Genomic DNA, 3,565 nt, shown 5'->3' on the forward strand with positions numbered 1-3,565 from the left:
GGCGACGACCTGCACGAGAAGGTCCAGTACTTCCTCGAAGACACAATCACCGCCTTCATCGACGAGGCCACGGCCGAGGGCACCGGCGACGACTGGGACTTCAACCTGCTGTGGACGAACCTGAAGACGCTCTACCCGGTCAGCTTCTCGCCCCGCGACGTGATCGATGAAGCCGGCGGGAAATCGCGGATTACCGTGGAGTTCCTGAAGGAAGAGATCCTCTCCGACGCCCGCCTGGTCTACCAGGCCCGTGAAGAGATGATCGGCTCCGAGAGCATGCGCGAACTCGAGCGCCGTGTGGTCCTGTCCGTGATCGGCCGCAAGTGGCAGGAACACCTCTACGAGATGGACTATCTCAAGGAAGGTATTGGCCTGCGGGCCATGGCCCAGCGCGATCCCCTGGTCGAGTACCAGCGTGAAGGCTTCACCATGTTCCAGGCGATGATGGAAGCGATCCGCGAGGAAAGCGTGGGCTTCCTGTTCAACCTGGAGGTCGAGGTGACCCCGGCGCAGGACGTTGTGGTGGACGACGCCGCGGGCCAGCACGCCGAGCACGTCGAACCGCAGATCCATGCCGCCGGACTGGAAGCGCCGGAGAAGCCCGCCACGCTGCAGTACACGGCGCCGGGCGAGGACGGCGCAGCGCAGACCCGGGTCGAGGCCAAGTCTTCGGGCCGCTCCGGCAACCCGGCGAAGGCCGCAGCGCAGGAGCCGCCGCGCCGCGCCAACAAAAAGAAGCGCCGCTAGGAACCGCTAGCAGCCGCCGGGACTTTTCCTGAGCGCCGAAGCGGGGCCGGAACGAACTGTTCCGGCCCCGCTTTTTGTTGCCTCCTCCTTTCCCGGGTTCCGGCGCAACGTCACCCGATCTCAAGCACGGTCACCCGCCACACGAGCCTGCTGCGTTCGAGCCGGAGGGCGACGGCCCGGACACGAAGCTCGTCCGAGACCACGGCGCTTGCCTCGTAGACGTCCTCCGACACCCGGCAGGCTCGCACGGAGCGCACGCACGGATTCCGGTGCAGCCGACCGGCCGTGGGGGAGGGGCCGGAGGCCACACGGCGGGTCAGCGCAGCCCGGTGTTGCAGGGCCGCCATGCAGCGTTCGTCCAGCCGGCGGGAGAGCTGCTGCGCGGGACGCGTGCCGGCGAGGACCTCCACGGCAGCCTGCACGGTAGACCGGCAGAACGCGCACACGTCACGGTCCTCATCGACCACCCGCAGGGCAGGGGGCCGGCCGTCAGCGGTGTTCCGCGGCCCGGGAGGCAGGGGTCCGGAAGGCTGGGCTGCAGGAGGCCGCGCCTGACTGGGCCGCGGCGCCGTCGGAAGTTGGATGACGGAGCCTGCGCGGAGGGCGGCAGTGGAGCTCATGGGTCTTCCTTTACTGGTTGGTGTCAGCTGGTGGTTGATCAGGTCAGGCGACGCGGTCAGGGAGTAACGGGCAGGCGGAGGACCTGCCCGGGCAGCAGCAGTCCCGGATCGGTGCCGATGACGGCGCGGTTGGCCTGGTAGAGCCGCGGCCAYGCCAGGGCGATGTCGAGGTCGGACGCGAGGGGCCCCAGCTCCGCTGCGCAGATGCTCCACAGGGAGTCGCCTGCCCGGACTGTGATGCTGGCTTGGCTTTCCGCCGGGGAGCGGAACTGGCGAGGTGCCAGCGGGCCGGGATCCACGGCTGGCGGCGCCGGGGTCCAGTGCGGATCGAGGCCAAGCGCGGGAGGGACCGTACCCGGGACAGTCGGCGGTGGTGACGGGACTTCCCCTGTGGGGAGCCAGGCGGCGGAGATTGCGGGCGGCGGTGCAACTTCCGGGGCGGCCGGGCCCGTGCCGGCATGGGCCAGCGGGGCTGTAACCAGCTGGAGGCCGACGGCGGCGAGGGCGAGTCGGCGCATAAAGGCCGGGCTGAATTTTCCGGCCACAGCCGCGGCTCCGGAGCTGCCCTGGCGCTCCAGCAACGCGGCCACCATCGCGATGGCGAACGTGAGGGCCCACCAAACGACGATGATCAGGCCTGTGGTGTTCGCCGCGACTCCGAGGTGGTCCTCGAAGGACAACGACTGGCCCCGCGCGGCCGAGGCCTGCAACCGGCGGCCCAGCCCGGCGCCGGACCAGGCAAGGAAAGCGCCCAGTCCCAGAATGGCAACCGCCATGAGGGCATCGGCTCCGAGCCTGTGCTGCCGGCCGATGACTGACAACTCACTGCTCTTCATAACCGCCTCCTTTGGGTGGTTGCTCGCGGATGCACTCTCACCAACGGCAAGCATGCGACGTTTGATGCTGTTTGATGCTTTTTGATGGCTTTAGACTGAGTCTGCTCCCATTGGAACTGTTTTGTCCAGAGTTTCAGGGATCCTGTGGATTGACCGGAATCGGGGCCCCGCCTACGCTGGCGCCATGCGTTGGGACGCCCTGTTTGCAGACCTGGAAGCACAACTGGCGGCCGCCGAGCGCGCCGACCTCGACGTCGAAATCGGTGAACGGGCGCGGGTGGAGGCCGCAAACATCGAACTGGCGGACCGGCTGAGGGGGTCCCTAGGGACCAGGATCGGCGTCCACCTGGGGTCCGGCAGGATCCACGAGGGCATCCTGAGCCACGCAGGCTCGGAATGGCTGGTCCTGGACGAGGAACGGCACCAGCTGCTGATTCCCTACGCCTCCGCCGCGCACTACGCCGGCCTCTCCCGGCTGGCCGTCGGAGCGGGATCGATCGTGCGGCAACGGCTCGGACTGGCCAGTGCCCTCCGGGGCCTGGCCCGGGACCGTGCGTCCCTGGCCGTGATGGTGTCCCGCGGGGCCGCGGACGAATCCGTGCTGCACGGGCTCATCGACAGGGTCGGCCGCGACTTCCTGGACTTAGCGGTCACAGGACCAGGGGAGGAGCGACGGTCCGGAAATGTCAGCGCCGTGGTGACCATTCCGTTCGGGGCCCTGGCAGGGTTGAGGTCCGCCCGTGTGGCGTAGCCGGGTTGCGGGGGCCTAGCCGGGCGAGCGGTTCAGCGGCCCTTGGCCTTGGCCTCGTCGATCATGCGGCTGGCTTCGGCGTACCGTTCCTGGATGTACTGCTCCAGCATGGTCTCCTCGACCCGCCACTGGCCGCGTCCCCCCACCTGAATGGCTTTGAGCTGACCACTCCGTACCAGCGCGTAGGCAGCGGGGGAGTTAATCTGCAACTGCTCGGCTACGTCCGCCAGGGTCAGGAATCGGGGCATGGCACCATTTTGCCACTGTTAGCCGCGTTTGGGGCCGTTATCCACATAGTGCCGCAGTTTGCTTCGACATCTTCCCGAGCGACCGCCAATTCGTGACAATGGGGGTGTCCGGCACCGCGCCCGGGCTGCGACGAGGGGGGACTGGACGCATGAGTGTGAGCCCGGAGGCAAGCGGTGCCCGGCTGAAGAAGCCATCCTGGAAGGACCCTCGGCTTCTTGTGGGCATCCTGCTGGTTCTGGCCTCCGTCGTCGGCGTCGTATCGCTTGTGGCCGCCGCGGACCAGACCACGGAGACCTTTGCCGCCAGCGAGCCGATCGCCGTCGGGGAGAACCTGACGGCCGACAAACTCCACCGGGTCAAGG

General features: G+C 68.1%; 4 protein-coding genes and 2 pseudogenes. 3 read left to right on the forward strand and 3 right to left on the reverse strand.

Translation table 11 applies throughout. From position 1 onward, the window contains the following. A pseudogene (locus AC1DHD_RS14985) lies at positions 1–747 on the forward strand (preprotein translocase subunit SecA); the annotation flags it as partial. Positions 748–857: 110 nt separating this feature from the next. Here the strand turns inward: AC1DHD_RS14985 and AC1DHD_RS14990 are convergent. Both AC1DHD_RS14990 and AC1DHD_RS14995 read right to left on the reverse strand, forming a co-directional pair. Further along, entirely contained in the window at positions 858–1,367 is a 510-nt protein-coding gene (locus AC1DHD_RS14990; RefSeq protein ID WP_476880477.1) for an Rv3235 family protein, read from the reverse strand. Between the two features lie 56 nt (positions 1,368–1,423). Then, positions 1,424–2,203 (reverse strand): LysM peptidoglycan-binding domain-containing protein, encoded by a 780-nt coding sequence (locus tag AC1DHD_RS14995; protein WP_476880478.1) that lies wholly within the window; start codon positions 2,201–2,203, stop codon positions 1,424–1,426. Between the two features lie 184 nt (positions 2,204–2,387). On the opposite strand from AC1DHD_RS14995, the gene AC1DHD_RS15000 reads away from it, so the two are divergent. Next, entirely contained in the window at positions 2,388–2,954 is a 567-nt protein-coding gene (locus AC1DHD_RS15000) for a hypothetical protein (protein WP_476880479.1), read from the forward strand. A 32-nt stretch (positions 2,955–2,986) separates the two neighbouring features. Here the strand turns inward: AC1DHD_RS15000 and AC1DHD_RS15005 are convergent, their stop codons facing one another. Next, positions 2,987–3,202, reverse strand: a complete 216-nt coding sequence (locus tag AC1DHD_RS15005; protein WP_441402321.1) for a helix-turn-helix domain-containing protein — start codon at positions 3,200–3,202, stop codon at positions 2,987–2,989. A gap of 149 nt (positions 3,203–3,351) precedes the next feature. Here AC1DHD_RS15005 and AC1DHD_RS15010 point away from each other — a divergent pair. After that, a pseudogene (locus AC1DHD_RS15010) lies at positions 3,352–3,565 on the forward strand (hypothetical protein); the annotation flags it as partial.

This window comes from Arthrobacter sp. 05L45_2 (assembly GCF_056397525.1).